12 protein-coding genes and 1 other annotated feature (1 of these 13 running past the window's edge) are annotated in these 16,841 nt (G+C 41.0%); of the genes, 11 read left to right on the top strand and 1 reads right to left on the bottom strand.

Features of this window, described 5'->3' with window-relative positions; genetic code table 11:
- Positions 1 to 36: 36 nt before the first annotated feature.
- From AC3ANV_RS05435 to AC3ANV_RS05485, 11 genes are all read left to right on the top strand, one after another.
- A complete protein-coding gene (locus AC3ANV_RS05435; RefSeq protein ID WP_488312652.1) occupies positions 37 to 327 on the top strand; it encodes an SAV0927 family protein in 291 nt (96 codons plus the stop codon).
- Between the two features lie 16 nt (positions 328 to 343).
- Positions 344 to 592, top strand: coding sequence for a biotin/lipoyl attachment domain-containing protein (locus AC3ANV_RS05440; RefSeq protein WP_488312653.1), 249 nt, complete (start codon positions 344 to 346; stop codon positions 590 to 592).
- 309 nt (positions 593 to 901) lie between these two features.
- The gene (locus tag AC3ANV_RS05445) at positions 902 to 3,040 is read left to right on the top strand and encodes a sigma-54 interaction domain-containing protein (protein ID WP_488312654.1); all 2,139 of its coding nucleotides are present in this window, start codon (positions 902 to 904) and stop codon (positions 3,038 to 3,040) included.
- Between the two features lie 431 nt (positions 3,041 to 3,471).
- Positions 3,472 to 4,965: an aldehyde dehydrogenase family protein gene (locus AC3ANV_RS05450; RefSeq protein ID WP_488312655.1), complete on the top strand. Its 1,494-nt coding sequence runs from the start codon at positions 3,472 to 3,474 to the stop codon at positions 4,963 to 4,965.
- A gap of 21 nt (positions 4,966 to 4,986) precedes the next feature.
- Positions 4,987 to 6,357, top strand: a complete 1,371-nt coding sequence (locus AC3ANV_RS05455) for a putrescine aminotransferase (protein WP_488312656.1) — start codon at positions 4,987 to 4,989, stop codon at positions 6,355 to 6,357.
- A gap of 50 nt (positions 6,358 to 6,407) precedes the next feature.
- The gene (gene gabT / locus AC3ANV_RS05460; RefSeq protein ID WP_488312657.1) at positions 6,408 to 7,778 is read left to right on the top strand and encodes a 4-aminobutyrate--2-oxoglutarate transaminase; all 1,371 of its coding nucleotides are present in this window, start codon (positions 6,408 to 6,410) and stop codon (positions 7,776 to 7,778) included.
- Between the two features lies 1 nt (position 7,779).
- On the top strand, positions 7,780 to 9,240 hold the full coding sequence (locus AC3ANV_RS05465) for an NAD-dependent succinate-semialdehyde dehydrogenase (protein WP_488312658.1): 1,461 nt from the start codon (positions 7,780 to 7,782) through the stop codon (positions 9,238 to 9,240).
- Between the two features lie 151 nt (positions 9,241 to 9,391).
- On the top strand, positions 9,392 to 10,576 hold the full coding sequence (locus tag AC3ANV_RS05470) for a CaiB/BaiF CoA transferase family protein (protein ID WP_488312659.1): 1,185 nt from the start codon (positions 9,392 to 9,394) through the stop codon (positions 10,574 to 10,576).
- Positions 10,577 to 10,588: 12 nt separating this feature from the next.
- Positions 10,589 to 11,797, top strand: a complete 1,209-nt coding sequence (locus AC3ANV_RS05475) for an acyl-CoA dehydrogenase family protein (protein ID WP_488312660.1) — start codon at positions 10,589 to 10,591, stop codon at positions 11,795 to 11,797.
- 45 nt (positions 11,798 to 11,842) lie between these two features.
- On the top strand, positions 11,843 to 13,318 hold the full coding sequence (locus AC3ANV_RS05480; protein WP_488312661.1) for an APC family permease: 1,476 nt from the start codon (positions 11,843 to 11,845) through the stop codon (positions 13,316 to 13,318).
- Positions 13,319 to 13,541: 223 nt separating this feature from the next.
- Positions 13,542 to 14,669 carry an HAD family hydrolase gene (locus AC3ANV_RS05485; RefSeq protein ID WP_488312662.1) on the top strand — a complete coding sequence of 376 codons (1,128 nt, stop codon included), beginning with the start codon at positions 13,542 to 13,544 and terminating at the stop codon, positions 14,667 to 14,669.
- A 228-nt stretch (positions 14,670 to 14,897) separates the two neighbouring features.
- On the opposite strand, the gene serA is transcribed toward AC3ANV_RS05485, so the two are convergent.
- Entirely contained in the window at positions 14,898 to 16,538 is a 1,641-nt protein-coding gene (gene serA / locus AC3ANV_RS05490; RefSeq protein ID WP_488314144.1) for a phosphoglycerate dehydrogenase, read from the bottom strand.
- A gap of 141 nt (positions 16,539 to 16,679) precedes the next feature.
- Positions 16,680 to 16,841: a binding site (T-box leader), on the bottom strand (it continues 51 nt past the right edge of the window).

Here is a 16,841-nt window from a genome sequence, read left to right on the forward strand (position 1 = left end):
AAAAATTTTATAACGAAATAAAAGGAGGAATAATAAATGAAGCTGGAGATTATTTCCGAACTGAAAGAACAGCAGCTTAATCATTACTTTTGTATTATTTCAGGTAATCATCGCTATGATTTAACGATTGCTTACTCAGCTCAATTTTATGGAAAAGCGATGGTAACGTCCATACAAAGCGGTAACATGGTGTTACTTTGCCAAGAAGATATTCATTCAGATCAATTTTGGGCTCCAAGATTAGGAATTGAAACCGAGGACATTCCTGACTTTTACGAGTTCTTTGACCTAGTTTTACAAAGCCGGCCTTTTCAAGAACAATACTAAACTTGGGGGGATATTCATGTATTTTGGAGTAGTCATTAGCCCGTTTAGCGGGAAAGTGCAAAAAATTTCAATAAAAAGTGAGTCAAGAATCTATGAATGGGAACCATTATTTAAGATAAAAACAGATGATGGCAGGATAGAAACGATTCATACCGGCTTAAGTGGCGAGGTAGAGTCATTGGAGGTTCAAGAAGGAGATTATGTAATTCCCGGGATGGTCCTTGCTTATATAAAAGAAGATTTATTTGTTACAGGAAGTGATTAATCTTATAGAAAAGGCTATGTTAAAGCTCAATGTTGATTTAGCTCACTATGTTGATTGGAGCGGAAGGCGCGAGACTCCTGCGGGAAAAGCAGGTCAAGGGAGACCCCGCAGGCGCTTAGCGCCGAGGAGGCTCCCGACCGCCCGCGGAAAGCGAGTGCCTGGAGCGGAAATCAACAGGCAAATTTAACAGAGCCATAGAAAAAGAAGATGGACATACATCTTCTTTTTTTAACGGATTTTTTTATAGTTAAACAATTTCGGATTAAGTGATAGTATTAGAGTGATAAGGATATAAGGGGGATGGGAAGTATGTTTGCCGTTGCAAAAGAAAAAGTCATGCCTATTATTTCAGTTGCAGTTGATGAAAAAAAAGATAGTTTACGAGATGCCGTCATAAACAATAAAGAACCCTTTTTATTCTTAAAAAAGCATGATAAATTATTTGCCTATGTAACCTTGAATAATCAATTGCTTGAGAAGATGGAAAAACAAAATTTCCCGTTAGATTTGTTACTCGAACAGGCTAAATCTATTGATAGTATTTGTCATTTAAGTGAGCAAATTTCCCTGCCGGTATTATTCCAAATTGTAGGAGAACCATTTGCGATTATTCGCGGCGGCGACGGTGAACCTGCAGGGTATATTCGTCGTGAAGACGTCTTGGCTGAACTTTTTAGACAAGAAAATAAAAGTGTAGATTTGCTGAAAATCATCCTTACATCGATTCCAATGGGGATATTTGTATTGGATAAGGACAAACGAATTATTAATTGTAATGATGCGGGTTTAAAAATGATTAAATCCACTTCAGAAAAGGTTTTGAATTTTCCTGCCGGAAATATTTTTAGTGCAGAACACATTAACCATGTGTTCGCAACAGGGAAGACGCTACTAAACCATCTTGAAATTACCAACGAAATGGGCGTACTCGTCGATTATAGCCCTATTTTGAACTATGATCATGAAGTGGATGGGATTATTATCGTCGTGCAGGATTTGCCGATGGTAGAAGAAATGGCAATGGAAATTGAATATATTAAGGATTTAAATAAAGATTTAAATGCCATTTTATCGAGCATTTACGATGAAATTCTTGTTGTTAATGCTAAAGGGGAATTAATAAGATACAGCGAAAATATTATTCAGGATTTTTGGAAGGTTGATCTAAAGGAGCTTGTTGGAAAAAATATTCTTGAACTGGAGGACCTTGGCCTTTTTACCCCTTCTGTTACAAGGATGGTGATCGAAAGGAAGAAAAAGGTTTCTGTTGTGCAAGAAACGAATAACGGTAGAAAAATTCTGGCTGTCGGCAATCCGGTCTTTAATGAAAAAAATGAACTGGACCGGATCATTGTTGCTTCAAGAGACATAACCGAAACAACTCGGTTAAAAAGTGAATTGAAGGAAATGAGAAAAATTTCGGAGCAATACAAAAAAGAATTAAATGATTTTAAAAGTAAGGATCGCTTTTTAAAAAAGCTCATTTATTGCAGTCCTAAAATGGATAAAATAATAAATCAGGCCAAAAAAATTGCTGATTTTTCCTCGACAGTCCTAATTTATGGAGAATCCGGAGTGGGAAAAGAAGTAATTGCCCAAGCGATTCACCAACTAGGAAAACGATCAGCAAATCCGTTTCTTAAATTGAATTGCGGGGCTATTCCTGAAAATCTATTAGAGAGTGAATTATTTGGATACGCAAAGGGCGCATTTACAGGTGCGGATAAGAATGGAAAGGAAGGGTATTTCAAACAAGCCGACCAAGGAATTTTGTTCCTTGACGAAATCGGTGAAATGCCGATGCATCTTCAAGTAAAGCTTTTAAGGGTGCTTCAAGAACAGGAAGTCATTCCCATTGGAAGTACCACCTCAATCAAAGTAAATGTCCAGATTATTGCCGCAACGAATAAAAGATTAGAAAAAATGGTTGAGGAAGGGACTTTTCGTGAAGATTTATTCTATCGCTTAAATGTCATTCCTCTTCATATTCCGCCGTTAAGAGAAAGGACGGAGGATATATCGCTCCTTGCCTTCCATTTTCTACAGCAGTTAAATGAAAAATACGATAAAAATTATCATCTAACACCGGACGCCATCAATGTTTTAGAATTTTACTCCTGGCCCGGTAATGTTAGGGAACTGCAAAATATTATTGAAAGATTAGTTGTTTCAGCGGAGGATCAGGCTATTGATGCTGAGTTTGTCAGTCAATTTTTATCTTTAGGTTATGAATATAAAAAAATGAAGCCGGTCATTACCAGAGTCATTCCGTTACAAGAGGCTATCGATTATGTGGAGGAACAACTGATTATATTAGCGATGAATCAATACAAAACGACAACAAAAGCGGCAAAGGCATTAGGAATAAGCCAATCCTCAGTGAGTAGAAAATATCAAAAAATAGTAAGTGAGAAAAATCTTACTATCGAAAACCTATCCGCCCGTTAATCAAAAACTGTTTCAGATACAACCATCTGAAGCAGTTTTTTTTATGCAGAGAATAATAGACTTATGCAATTTTGCATAGCCCCTTAATTAGATTATTTAAAAAATATCGAGGATCGTGTTAGCTTTTCCAAGGGGCGGCCAGTGGCTAGTGTATGTCGCTAAACCGGGCGCTTGCGCCTTTCTAGAAAGATAAGAAAGTATAAATTTTAACTTTGAGAATTGTCTAGCTCCAGCGCCCAGCGACTAGTGTACTTCGCGCACCTCCTTACGATAAGTCAACATCGAATCGCAAAAAACGCGATTCGTGTTTCCTTTATCTCATACGGTGCGCTCCAGTCCATACGTCGCTAAACGGGGCGCTTGCGCTTTTCTAGTTGGCACGCTTCTTGCAAATAAGATAGTGAGAGCTGAAAAAAGGAGGAATCAAAAGAATGGTCGAGATAAAAAAACGGGTTGCCAATCTAAAAATGTTTATTGATGGCGAGTGGCGGGATGCTCAAAATCAAGGTACACGGCCGATTATTAATCCTGCTAATGGTGAAGTGATAACATTTGCTCCTGAAGGAACAGTAGCTGATGCTCGTTCTGCTATCTATGCTGCCCGAAGAGCTTTTGAGGAGGGGAGATGGTCAGGTTTATCAGCACAAGAGAGAGCCTCCTTTTTATTTAAGGTTGCTGACAAAATTGATGAATATGCCGATGAATTAACACAGCTAGAAACAATGGACAACGGTAAAACTTTAAGGGAAGCGGGCTATGATGTTGGGGATGCAGCCGCGTGCTTTCGCTATTATGCGGGGCTGATTACAAAACCCGATGGACAGACCTATCATGTTGCAGATCCAATGCAGGCAATGGTCGTCCGTGAACCTGTCGGGGTTTGCGGATTGATTGTTCCTTGGAATTATCCGATATTAATGAGTGTATGGAAAATTGCTCCTGCTCTAGCTGCAGGAAATACGATTGTTTTTAAACCTTCTGAAGTAACACCGGTTACCTCGAAAAAGTTATTTGAAATCTTTGAGGAAGTAGGCTTGCCAAAAGGGGTAGCCAATTTGTTAATGGGAGCAGGTCCTGTTGTCGGGCATGAAATTGCTTCTCACCCTGAAGTGGATATGGTTTCGTTTACAGGTGGAACGAAAACGGGAAAACATATCATGAAGACAGCAGCTGAAACAATGAAAAAGGTTTCATTAGAATTAGGCGGAAAATCACCAAATATTATTTTTGCCGATGCTGATTTTGAAACCGCTGTCGATTATGCTTTATTTGGAATTTACGCCGGTGCAGGTCAGGTATGTTCTGCCGGCTCGAGAATCCTTGTAGAGGAAAGTATTTATGATAGGTTTGTAAACAGTTTTGTTGTAAGGGCAAACCAAATAAGAGTAGGTCCCGGGGAGGCTTCACATTCTGAGATGGGGCCGCTTGTAAGCCGGGAACATCTTGAAAAGGTTCTTCATTATATTGAGCTTGGGAAAAAAGAAGGTGCTGTCCTGGCTTGCGGCGGGAAGCGGATTGTTTCCAATGGTTTAGACAAAGGTTACTTTGTTGAACCAACAGTCTTCATTGATGTGAAGCAGGAAATGAGAATTGTTCAGGAAGAAATTTTCGGTCCTGTTGTTGTTATCCAAAAATTCAAGGATGAAAGCGAAGCAGTAAAACTTGCGAACAGTACTGTTTATGGGCTTGCCGGTGCAGTATTTTCCAATGATGGAGCAAAGGCATTAAGGGTTATTAAAAAACTTCGCGCCGGGATTACCTGGATTAATTCCTATCACCCCACTTATAACGAGGCCCCGTGGGGCGGTTATAAGCAAAGCGGTATCGGACGGAGTCTTGGCACCTTTGGCCTGGAGGAATTTCAAGAAATTAAACAGATTAATATTAACCTGCAAGTAGAGCCAATTGGCTGGTTTTCAAATTAAAAATGAATGAGGAGCGATAGTATGATTGATTTAAATAGCGAATTAAAAAATAAGCAGGAGCGAAATGTTACCGATTACATTAACAAGGTTTTAAGTTTAATAGAAAAGGAGGAAATTAATAAAGACGAAGCTGCATGGATTACCCAAGAAACAGTAGATGGCTTCAGGGAGCACGTGAACCCGGGCTTCCTAGCTTATCGGAAAACAGTGACAAAAGACACTCAATTTGCCGCAGTGGAATGGTCGGATACCGGTTCCTGCTTTAAGGATGTAAACGGCAAGGAGTATATTGATTGTCTTGGCGGGTTTGGCATTTATAATGTTGGTCACCGTAATCCAAAGGTAGTAAAAGCAGTTACCGATCAATTGAAACGTCAGGCACTTCACAGTCAGGATCTTCTTGACCCTCTTCGGGCGATGCTGGCAAAAATATTAGCCGAGATAACTCCGGGTGATTTGAAATATGCTTTTTTCACAAATAGCGGGACAGAAAGTGTGGAAGCGGCTTTAAAGCTCGCCAAAATGTATAGTGAGCGGACGACCTTTATTTCCACAACTCGCGCTTTCCATGGGAAAAGCCTTGGCTCGTTATCAGGCACGGCAAAAGGAATGTTTCGAAAGCCTTTTCTGCCATTAATCCCCGGCTTCCGGCATGTGCCATTTGGCGATATCGATATGATGAGAAAAACATTTGAGGTGTGTTCTTCTGTTGGAGAGGATGTAGCTGCGGTTATTCTGGAGCCGATACAGGGCGAAGGGGGCATAATCCTGCCGCCTGAAAACTACCTGATGGAAGTAAGAGAGCTTTGTGATCAATTTGGTGCATTACTGATTTTTGATGAAGTACAAACTGGCATGGGGCGTACCGGCAAGATGTTTGCAGCCGAATTGTATGGGGTTGTTCCTGATATTATCTGTCTTGCAAAGGCATTTGGCGGTGGTGTGATGCCGGCAGGTGCAATTGTAGCGAAAGAGGAAGTGTTTAAGAGCTGGTTCCCGAATCCATTTATGCATACGACAACGTTCGGAGGAAATCCATTGGCGTGTGCTGCGGCGATTGCTACGATTGGGGTTTTGATTGAGGAGAAATTACCGGACAGAGCTGCAGTGGTTGGCGAATATTTTCTTGAGGAGCTGAAAAAAGCTGCCAAAGGCCACGAAGATAAGGTTCTTGAAATTCGCGGCAAAGGGTTAATGATTGGCATCGAATTCCATAAAGATGAAATTGGCTATGAGGTATCAAAAGGGATGTTTGATTTAGGTGTACTTGTTGCGGGAACATTGATCAACTCGAAGACAATCCGAATTGAGCCAGCGCTAACAATTGGCTACGAAGAGATTGATAAAGTCGTAGGCACCTTTAAACAAGTCCTTTCCGAAGTGAAGGAATAACTTTTTCAAATATGACGGGATTGGCACGACGTAAGGAGGCTGAAGTAAACGTGGAAAAGAAATATGTAAAGCTTCAAACAGCTATTCCTGGTCCAAAATCTAAGGAACTGCTCGAACAACGGAATAAATATGTACCAAAAGCAATCAGCAATAATTGCCATTCCTTTGTAAAAAAGGCACAGGGAGCCATTGTTGAAGATGTTGACGGCAATATGTATATCGATTTTGCCGGTGCAATTGGAACATTAAATGTCGGACATACACATCCAAGAGTTGTCAGGGCTCTACAGGAACAGGCAAGTCAATTTATCCATACAGGCTTTAATGTCATGATGTACGAATCCTATATTAGACTTGCGGAAAGACTTTGCAAGCTTGCTCCAGGTGAATTTGCAAAACAGGCAGCTTTTTTTAACAGTGGTGCGGAGGCCGTTGAAAATGCTGTGAAAATTGCCCGGAAATTCACTAAACGCCAAGGGATCGTTTCATTTACCCGTGGATTCCATGGGAGGACGTTAATGACGATGTCAATGACCAGCAAAGTTAAACCGTATAAGCTCGGATTCGGACCATTTGCTCCTGAGGTTTATAAGGCACCGTACCCATATGTTTACAGACGCCCCGAAGGTATGACCGAACAGCAATATAGTGCGATGATTATTGAGCAATTTGAACAATTTTTACTTGCGGAGGCAGCTCCTGAGACCATTGCTGCTATTGTTATGGAGCCTGTTCAAGGAGAAGGCGGTTTCATTGTGCCGGATCAGGCATTTGTGCAAAGGGTAAGAGAAATCTGCAGTCAATTTGGAATTGTATTTATCGCTGATGAAATTCAAACCGGCTTTGCCCGGACAGGAAAATACTTTGCTATTGAACATTTTAATGTGGTTCCTGATTTAATCACAATCTCAAAATCAATGGGTGCAGGTGTTCCAATCAGTGGTGTTATTGGGAAGGCGGAAATTATGGATGCGGCAGATATAGGAGAAATTGGCGGAACCTATTCAGGCAGTCCGCTGGGCTGCCGGGCGGCATTAACCGTTTTAGATATTATCGAAAGTGAAAAACTGAATGATAGGGCTCAAAGATTAGGAGAAAGAGTGATTGGAAAAATGAAGCACCTGGCCAGCCGCTTTGAGGAAATTGGCGATGTACGCGGGGTTGGATCGATGTGTGCCATGGAAATAGTAAAAAATAGACAGGATAAAACTCCTGATAAAGAGACAGTTGCCAAAATTGTTAAGGCAGCTTGTGAGCGCGGTCTTTTATTGTTAAGTGCAGGAATTTACAGTAATGTCATTCGAATTCTCATGCCATTAACGATAACGGATGAACAGCTGGAGGAGGGGTTACAAATTCTTGAGGAAGCAATCGAAGCAGTTTTGACCAATGACCCTGCTTTATCAATTGGGAGGAACTAGGATGGAAAAGATAAAGCAAAACTATCCAATCTATCCGATGTATATTGATGGAAAATGGGTTGGAAATGATCATAAGACATTTACTGAAATCATAAATCCCGCAACCAAGGAAGTAATTGGCGCCGTTCCGACCGGAGGAGCCTATGAGGCGGAGCAAGCAGTTGATTCTGCAGCCAAGGCTTTCAAATCGTGGTCGAAAAAGACGGCTGACGAGCGCTATCAGATCTTGATGAGATGGCACTATTTAATGGAAGAACACAAACAAGAGATTACTAGAATTATGACGATTGAGCAGGGAAAACCATTAAGGGAAGCGTTAGGAGAGGTCCAATATGCGAATGATTTTATTTCCTGGTATGCAGAAGAAGGGAAAAGGATTTATGGTGAAACCATTCCTGCCTCACACCCTAATAAACGGATTCTAGTCAGAAAAGAACCTGTTGGCGTGGTGGCAGCGATTACCCCTTGGAATTTCCCTGCAGCGATGATTACCCGAAAAGTAGCTCCGGCTCTAGCAGCAGGGTGTACAGCTGTAATTAAGCCTGCTGCCCAAACACCGCTTACTGCTTTGAAAATCGCAGAGCTTGCCCATGAAGCGGGTATCCCGAACGGTGTGTTAAATGTCATAACGGGAAAATCTGCTGAAATTGGCGACGTTTGGCTGAAGGACCCGCGTGTAACGAAAATTACCTTTACAGGTTCGACAGAGGTTGGGAAAACCTTGATGAGAGGTGCTGCAGAAAATGTAAAAAAAGTATCGCTTGAGCTTGGCGGCAATGCCCCTTTTATCGTCATGGAGGATGCTAATTTAGCGAAAGCCGCAATCGGACTTGTCCAATCAAAATTCCGAAATGCAGGTCAAACATGTATCTGTACCAATCGGGTATATGTTCAAGAAGCTGTTGCAGAGCAATTTATTACCCTTTTTCAAATAGAATTGGAGAAGCTTAAGGTTGGAAACGGTTTAGAAGAGGGAACCGATATTGGCCCATTAATCGATAAATCTGCTTATAAAAAAGTGGAAGGGCTGGTCACGGATGCGCTAAAAAAGGGAGGAAAAGTCACTTACAGCGGGCTTAAGCCTGATGAAGAAAACGGCTATTTCTATGCCCCTACCATTCTAACCAATATTAACGATGATATGGACTGTATGAAGGATGAAATCTTTGGCCCTTTAGCTCCAATTTCGACATTCCAAACCGAAGAGGAAGTCATTGCTCGGGCAAATAACTCTTGCTACGGATTAGCTGCTTATGTTTATACGGAAAATTTAAGCCGCTCTTTTAGAATCACAGAGCAGCTGGAGTACGGAATCATCGGACTTAATGATGCATTACCTTCAGCCGTCCAGGTTCCCTTTGGGGGTTATAAAGAAAGTGGAATTGGTAGAGAGGGCGGACATTACGGGATTGAAGAATTTTTAGAAGTAAAATATATATCCATTGGTTTGGATTTAAATTAAACTACTGCCTCATTCTTTTGAACCTCCTTCCGGAGGAATATACATGAATGTAAGCCGGTGAAACATTCAGTGCTCCTTTTTCATTGATTGTTTTCGCTGGCTTTTTTCACAGAATTAGTGGTGTTAATACAATAAAATGGGGGGAAGTTCATTGCCGGGGCCATTGTATGGTATTAAAATTGTTGATTTATCCCGTGTTTTAGCTGGGCCCTATTGCACAATGATCTTGGGTGACATGGGGGCAGAGGTAATAAAAATTGAAAGTGTTGATTCAGGCGATGAGACAAGGGGGTGGGGTCCTCCTTTTTTAGAGGGGGAAAGTGCTTACTATCTTTGTGCAAACCGAAATAAGCAGGGAATGACCTTAAACTTAAAAACGCAAAAAGGAAAAGAAATTTTGCAAAAGCTGATTTCCAATGCCGATGTGGTCGTTCAGAATTTTAAACCCGGAACGCTCGAAAGAATGGGCTTTGGTTATAAACAGATGAAGGAGGTAAATGAAGGGATTATTCTTGCATCTATCAGTGGATTCGGCTCTGACTGCCCCTATGCCCATCTTCCGGGCTATGATTATATTATTCAAGCAATGTCCGGGTTAATGAGCATTACAGGCGAAAAGGAAACCAAGCCGGCAAAGGTCGGTGTTGCGATTGCGGATGTTCTTACCGGCCTATTTACTTGTATTGGTATTTTGGGAGCAATCCAGCACCGAAATAGTATGGGGGAAGGGCAGGAAATCGATGTTTCGTTATTTGATTCCCAGCTTGCTGCATTAGTGAATGTTGCCGGCAATTATCTATCTACAGGTGAGATTCCAAAGCAACTTGGTAATTCACATCCCAATATTGTGCCTTATCAGGTGTTTACTGCTTGTGATGGGGATTTTGTCATCGCTGTAGGCAATGACCGGCAATATCGAAATCTAGCCATCCTGCTCGAAGATGAGAAACTGCTGTTGGAGCAATATGAAACAAATACAGGCAGGCTGAAAAATAAGGGTGAACTTATAAAAATTATCGCCGCGAGGATTAATACGAAATCAAGAGATGAGTGGAAACAATTGCTTGACAAAGCAGGCATCCCGAATGGGCCAATTTACAATGTGAAAGAAGCACTGGAATCTGAGCAAGCTGGCTCGAGTGAAATGGTCGTGAAGGTAAAACATCCTACTATCTCCAACTTAAAGCTGGTTGGCTCACCATTAAAGTTTTCAAAAACGCCGGTAGAAATAGAAAAGCATCCTCCCTTGCACGGAGAACACACAGAAGCAATTCTACTAAAGCTAGGCTATTCAAAATCAGAAATCGTGAAATTAAAACAAGAACATATTCTATGAGGAGGCAGTAAAATGAATTTTTCATTAACAGAAGAACAAAAAAGCGTGAGAAAGGTAGTTAGATCGTTTGTGGATCGGGAAATCATCCCTTTTATAAAGGAGTGGGATGAGAAAGGCCATTTTGAAACGAATATTTTGAAACGTTTGGCCGAATTGCAGCTAATGGGGGCATGCATTCCTGAAGAATATGGCGGAGTGGGAATGGATTATAATACACTGGCCATTATTTGCGAAGAGTTAGAACGGGGGGACACTGCCTTCCGAACAGCAGTTTCTGTTCATACCGGATTAAACAGTATGACTCTACTACAGTGGGGCACAGAGGAACAAAAGCAGAAATACCTCGTACCTCAAGCACTTGGGGAAAAAATTGGCGCTTTTGGGCTGACGGAGCCGAATGCCGGATCCGATGTTGCGGCGATGGAAACGACTGCTGTTAAAGAAGGAGACTACTATCTCATAAATGGATCAAAAGCATGGATTTCCTTATGTGACGTAGCGGACAACTTCTTAATTTTTGCCAAAACGAATTCCGGAGCGAAGCATCAAAGTATTTCCTGTTTCATTGTTGAGCGAACTTTTGCAGGGGTTTCTACGAAAGCCATTAAAGGGAAGTTAGGAATACGGGCCGGAAATACTGGTGAAGTGTTTTTAGATAATGTTCGAGTTCCAGCCGAAAATTTACTGGGATATGAGGGCGAAGGATTTAAAATTGCTATGTCAGCCTTGGATAATGGCCGTTTTACCGTTGCTGCAGGAGCCTGCGGGACAATTATGGCGTCGCTTGAGGCAAGCGTGAAGTATTGTGAAGAACGAAAAACGTTTGGAAAAGAAATAGGAAGGCATCAGCTTGTTCAACAGATGATTGCCAAAATGTCAGCTAATCTTGAGATAGCACGTTTACTGGTGTTAAAAGCAGGCTGGTTAAAAAATAGCGGAAAAAGAAACACACAAGAAACCTCTTTGGCAAAATGGATCTCATGCGATGCCGCTTTTGAAGCTGCAAACGACGCCGTGCAAATTCACGGTGCCTATGGATTCTCAAATGAATTTCCTGTCGAGCGTTATTTACGGAATGCAAAGGCACCGGTTATTTATGAAGGAACAAGAGAAATCCATACCATTATGCAGGCGGAGTATGCCCTTGGATATAGAGAGGACAAAACACTTCGAAAAATGCTTCCGGCATGGCCGTTTGAAGAGGCTGCTATCGAATGTTAATAATTGGGCTAGTTTAAGTCCTATTTTAAAGGGGAGTTGATATGTTTGTCTAAAGAGGTACATTCCATTGATAAAGATGTTGCGGACCTTGCGAGTCTTGGTTATGAGCAGGAGTTAAAGAGAAATCTTAATTTCTTTTCCAATTTTGCCATTTCGTTTTCCTTTATTTCAGCAACCACAGGTATATTTAGTTTGTTTGGATTTGGTTTAACCACAGGTGGTCCCGCTTTTATCTGGAGTTGGCCTATTGTATTCGTTGGTCAACTGCTCGTTGGACTTACGATGGGAGAAGTCGCTTCTCACTATCCTGTCGCGGGTTCTATTTATCAATGGACAAAGCACCTTGTAGGCAACACCTATGCATGGTTTTCCGGTTGGATTTATTTGGTCGCATTACTTGCAACTATCGCCTCTGTCGATTTTGGCGGGGCGCCATATATAGCACAGCTAATGGGATTGGATGCTAAAAATCATACTTTACTTGTCCTTATTACTGCAGTCATCGTGATCCTACAAACCCTAATCAACGCATTCAGCGTTAAATTGACTGCCCTTGTTAATAATATTGGAATGATTGCTGAAATTGTAGCCATGATTGTGTTGGCCATTGCCCTTTTTGCTGTTGGGATTCATCATCCTTTTAGCTTTACGTTTGAAACCGCAGGAACAGCTGGAACAGGAAGCTATTTACCTGTATTCCTTGCTGCCATGCTGACTTCTACATGGGTGTTATTTGGTTTCGATTCTGCAGGCAGTCTCGCAGAAGAGGTAATTAACCCTCGACGGGTAGTTCCCAAAGCCATTATATCTTCTTTGGTATTGACTTTTATCATTGGCGGGTTAGCTTTGTGGGCGTTCGTGCTTGCTATTCCTAACCTGGATGAGGCAATGAAGGCTGCAGTTCCATTAACTTATATTCTGGAAAAGAATCTGGGAACAGGGATATCTAATGCTTTTATCGTCTTAGCGTTAATTGCTATTTTCGTATGCGGCACAGCTGTGCAGGCAACCGTATCCCGTTTATTGTTCTCCTTCGGTCGTGATAATAAAATTCCCGGCTCCAAGCTATGGGCCAGAATGTCAAGAAAGCATGATACACCAGTGGCGGCCATTGTATTTAGTGGATTATTTACGATTCTGTTAGTTCTTTCCGCTTCAGCTGAGACCTATATCGTCAACATTTGCGTTGTCGGAATCTATCTTGCTTACTTATCTGTGACCGTTGGTGCACTTATCGCTCGAAGGCGAGGGTGGATTTCAGTTACCTCTCCCTGGAATTTAGGAAAATGGGGACCCGGGGTGAATCTTTTATCCCTTCTCTGGGGTGTGTTCGTTATTATCAATCTTTGCTGGCCACGCTCGCCGGATCAGCCTTGGTATATAAATTATTCTGTCCCGCTCTTGGCCATAGGTGTCTTATTACTAGGTGCTGTATACTATTTTGCTTCTGTGTATCCTAGTGATAAAGTCTTCCGGGAGAACGCTGAATCTGTTCATTTTGGACTTGAGAAAGATTCCTGATGTATGAGGGAACAAAAGAAATTCATATAATTTTCCAAGCTGAGTATGCTCAGTAATCAAAAAAACTAGTTAAAAAAGCCGTGTTGTTAGATTATAAAACACACGGCTTTTTTTATTTTTAATTTTTGTTTCAGCTTAGCTTGGTTTATTTTTTCTTTAAATTTTATTATTCTCTGTGTTACGATAACGTATAAAAGCGGAAAGAGAAAAGAGGGCGGGTTAAATGATTAAAACGATATTGTTTGACGTTGATGGGGTTCTTTTAAGCGAGGAGCATTATTTTGATGCCTCGGCACTGACGGTTTGGGAGATGTTAATAAGTAAAAATTACTTGGCCTTGTCACCTGATAAATTTAAGACGGATTATACTGAAGATGAAATTAAAGAAATTAGAGAACATGTTTTCCAACATGATACAGTCCTTAAGTTTCAAAAGTCACGCGGGTTAAACGCCAACTGGGACATGATCTATTTAACATTTGGTTACCAGTTGATACACCTGTTGTCGCAAGTTAAAGATACGGAATTTGAAAAAATTAACAACTGGCTCCAAAAGGCAATAGATAGGGAAGTATTAGTCGAAATCGGAAACACACTCAATCAATATCATGTTACTGTCCAATTCGAGACGTTTGTTGAGGATTTCGAGCGGTCAGATGCTACAAAGCAGGAATTACTTGGTTATCTTAATCAACTGGCAAAAGAAAAGCTTGGGGTTGAAACGGATATATTTAAGGGACAAGATGCTCTTTGGTCAGTATGTGAACATGTGTCCCAAGAATGGTATGTAGGGGATGAGAATGTCATAACCTCAACGGGCAGACCGTCTGTTCAGCTAGGGAAGAAAGGTTTTTTAGCAAATGAAACGACTTTAGCTGCTTCGGACGAAATCGATAAGCTGTTTCAATTTTTAACAAACTCCGGTTTCAAGATTGGGATTGGCACAGGAAGACCGGCCTTAGAAACGATTCAACCGTTTCACCATTTAGACTGGCTTAAGCATTTTGATGAAAATCATATAGTGACTGCAGATGAAGTATTGAAGGCGGAAAATGAATTAACATCAAGGAAATCATTATCCAAGCCACATCCTTTTACCTATATCATGGGACTTTACGGCAAGGACACACCGAGTGATCAGTGTTTACAGATTGAATTACCAATAGAAAATGGGGAAGGGATTTTAATTGTCGGTGACTCTCTGGCTGACTTGCTGGCAGCAAGACAATTGGGGTGCAAGTTTGCAGCTGTGTTAACCGGCCTTTCCGGTAAAGATGCCAGAAGCGACTTTGAAAAGCATGAAGCAGATCATATTTTAGATTCTGTTTTGGATTTGAAAGATATTTTATAAATAAAGGCTATTTTCGCATAGATTGTTGTTTTTCGTATAAGTTTATCAACCCGTATAATTAGAAGCTTCGTGGCATCTTTTCGTAAGAACATTTGCGAAAATTGCCTAGAAACTTAGTAAATGAACTTTATTAAGCTTCAAAAGCAACAAAGTTTACGAAAAGAGCCTAAATAAAAAAGGGTGATTGCGCAATGCAATTACCCTTTTTAAAAGATTAGGAAGCTTTTCTTATACTGTTTCTACTTTATGAAGTTCCTGGCGTCCGGGTTCGAATGTATCGACATTGGATAACTCTAAAAATTGTGCTTCGTTTAATCCATTTATTAATGTCAGAGCTTGAATGACCTCGGCGCTTACTTTTTTATCAAGCGTTAAAACCATGACTGCCTGGCCGCCAACCGTTGTTCGGCCTACTTGCATTGTACCGATATTGATTTGATAATCCCCAAGTAAAGAACCAACCTTTCCAATCATACCCGGCATGTCTTGATGCAAGATGTATAAAAGATGTTCTTCAGGTCTAACATCGATACGATAGTGGTTCATTTTTACAATTCGTGCTCCATAGCCGTTTAACACTGTTGCCCCAACAGTAGCCGTTTCGGTACCTTGTGAAACTGTAAGTTCCATATAATTGGCAAAGCCTTTATTAGTGGCATTTTTTTGGACATTATAGGAAACTCCCTGTTCTTTCAAAAGATGGAGGGCATTGATCAGATTAACAGAGTCACTTAAATGATGAGAAAGTACTCCTTTAATCATAGTACGTGTTAATAGTTCTGTATCCTCATCAACCAAATCTCCATGATAATTGATTTCGATTTTTGATGGTGCTTCTTTTAATAATTGGATGACTAACTGACCGATTTGATCGCCAAGCAAAAGATATGGCTGCATTTTTTGTTGCACTTCGCCGGACATTTGCGGCATATTGACAGCATTTGTAATCGATTGTGATTCGAAAATCTCAATAATTTCTGCACTTACCTCTTGAGCTACTTTTTCCTGTGCTTCAACAGTGGAAGCTCCAAGATGCGGCGTAACGATAATATTTGGATTATGAAGCAATTCCGGATCCGCTACCGGTTCTTTTTCAAAAACGTCCAGGGCTGCACCTGCAACATGTCCTGATTGAATTGCCTTAACCAACGCCTTTTCATCGATAATCCCGCCGCGGGCACAGTTGACAAACCGTACACCTTTTTTCGTTTTACGTAAGTACTCTTCATTTACCAGCCCTTTAGTATCTTTTGTTAAAGGTGTATGGATTGTAATAAAATCGGATTCACGGGCAATTAAATCGAGACTTGCTTTAGTCATCCCTAGTTTTTTTGCTCTTTCTTCTGTTAAATACGGGTCGAACGCTAAAATAGTCATCCCAAAGCTTTTTGCACGTTTGGCCACTTCAGTTCCAATCTTACCCATGCCGATTACACCAAGGTTTTTTTTGTATAATTCGACGCCTTTAAAAGAGTTGCGATCCCATTCACCGGTTACTGTTTTTTGGTGGGCTTGGGGAATTTTCCTAGCCAATGAAAGCATCATGGCTAAGGTATGCTCCGTAGCGGCAATGGTGTTGGCACCCGGGGCATTAATAACAATAATTCCTTTTCGCGTTGCAGCATTCACGTCAATGTTATCTACACCAACACCTGCTCTGGCAATAACTTGTAACTGATTAGCAGATTCAAGTAATTCTTCCGTTACCTTTGTTTGGCTGCGTACGATTAGGGCATCATAATTTCCAATGATTTTTTTTAATTCCTTCTCCGGCAGAGTTGGCTGACGATCCACCGTAAAATTGGGATGGTCAAATAAGCTTTTTAAACCAGTGTCACTAATTCCATCAGTTACAAGTACCTTATACATGTTCAATCCAAACCTCCTAAGTTTTTAAAAGATTAATAAAAAATAAAGCTGGAAAACTTTATATCTGTAGCACAAGCCCCCGGTTAAGGTACATCTGCTTAAAAATAAAAACGCCCCTCATAACAGACAAATGGTCTTGTTATGAGGGACGTGAATAAACGCGTGGTACCACCCTCGTTTGCTGCAAAATTTTGCAGCCTCAACATTCTAACGGATCATTCCGGGCAAGCCTACACATGCATTTTCAGCTAGCCAGTTCAGAAGGGCTGGGTAATGTAAGAAAGGACACCGGTTTGCAGCAAC

The organism is Neobacillus sp. DFD-2R (assembly GCF_057747865.1).

Bases quoted from the DNA above. Each gene is read 5' to 3' on its own strand.
- AC3ANV_RS05435 (WP_488312652.1), top strand. From the start codon at position 37: ATGAAGCTGGAGATTATTTCCGAACTGAAAGAACAGCAGCTTAATCAT.
- AC3ANV_RS05440 (WP_488312653.1), top strand. From the start codon at position 344: ATGTATTTTGGAGTAGTCATTAGCCCGTTTAGCGGGAAAGTGCAAAAA.
- AC3ANV_RS05465 (WP_488312658.1), top strand. From the start codon at position 7,780: ATGGAAAAGATAAAGCAAAACTATCCAATCTATCCGATGTATATTGAT.
- AC3ANV_RS05450 (WP_488312655.1), top strand. From the start codon at position 3,472: ATGGTCGAGATAAAAAAACGGGTTGCCAATCTAAAAATGTTTATTGAT.
- serA (WP_488314144.1), bottom strand. From the start codon at position 16,538: ATGTATAAGGTACTTGTAACTGATGGAATTAGTGACACTGGTTTAAAA.
- AC3ANV_RS05445 (WP_488312654.1), top strand. From the start codon at position 902: ATGTTTGCCGTTGCAAAAGAAAAAGTCATGCCTATTATTTCAGTTGCA.
- AC3ANV_RS05455 (WP_488312656.1), top strand. From the start codon at position 4,987: ATGATTGATTTAAATAGCGAATTAAAAAATAAGCAGGAGCGAAATGTT.
- AC3ANV_RS05475 (WP_488312660.1), top strand. From the start codon at position 10,589: ATGAATTTTTCATTAACAGAAGAACAAAAAAGCGTGAGAAAGGTAGTT.
- AC3ANV_RS05485 (WP_488312662.1), top strand. From the start codon at position 13,542: ATGATTAAAACGATATTGTTTGACGTTGATGGGGTTCTTTTAAGCGAG.